The organism is Micromonospora sp. ATLC20, from assembly GCF_057196585.1.
Map to the genome: position 1 here is coordinate 1 of NZ_JBXUOV010000390.1, position 1,062 is coordinate 1,062.

The 1,062-nt window shown below is 81.5% G+C and carries 1 pseudogene; it reads left to right on the forward strand.

What is annotated here, in order from left to right:
* Positions 1-1,062: pseudogene (locus AC2CHG_RS31520) on the forward strand (hypothetical protein); the annotation flags it as partial.

The window sequence follows — 1,062 nt, forward strand, 5'->3', positions numbered from 1 at the left end:
GGACGACAGCGCCGCCCACCGCACCGCCCGCGAGGACCGCGCGGCCGAGTGGGCGCCCGAGCCGGTGCGGCCGTACGAGCCGGCCCGCGTCGAGCCGCCCGCCGCCTACGAGCCACCCCGGCCCGAGCCGGTACGGCCGTACGAGCCGCTGCGTGCCGAACCGGCCCCCGGCCCCGAGGCGACGCGGCAGTACCCGCCGCCCGCCGAGCCCGAGGCGTCCCGGCCGTACGAGCCGGGTGCCGGGCCGGAGCCGGCCCGCCGCTACGAGCCGCCGGCCGCGCCGGAGCCGACGCCCGAGGTGACCCGGCCGTTCCGGCTGGCCCGGGGCGACGCCGAACCGCCGCACGGCTACGAGCGGCCCTCCTGGGCCGGGCCGCCGGTGCCGGTCGCCCCGCTGATCACGCCCCCGGGCCCTCCGCCGACGAGTGCCCCGCCCGCACCCGGCGCCCCGCCCGCGCCGGCCGGTGGATACGCCCCCACGGAGGCGGCCGTCCCCGCCCCGCCGACCTCGGGCGTGCCCGCCACGAGCGGCCCGCCGCGGTTCGACCCCACCCCCGCGTCCCAACCGACGAGCGCCCCTCCCTACGCGGCCCGCCGGTCCGCACCGGAACCGGTGCCGGCCGCCGACGCGGTCGCCGAGCCCCGACCGGAGGAACCGTCCCCTGTGCTGCCGCAGCGCGTCCCCTCGGAACCGGACGTGCCAGTCGTGCCGGAGCCACCGGCAGTGGAACCGTCCGCCGAGACCCCCGAACTCGCCCGCATCGCCACCCACCTGCGCCGCGACGACGAACCCGCGCCGCTGCGGGAGCGGCCGGAGGGCTTCGACGTCAACGCGATCCTCGACGCGGTCCGCGAGGTGGCGGGCGTACGCGACGCCGCGCTGCGCCGTACCCCGGCCGGCGCGCACAGTCTGCGGCTCGACCTGGCCGACGGCGCCGACCCGGCCGAGGTGAGCCGCCTGGTGGCCCGGCTGCTCCAGGATCGGATGGGCCTGGCCGCCGCCCCGCAGAACCTGCCCGGCGCGCCCGCCGTGCCGCCGCCGGCCCCGCTGCGCCGCCGCTC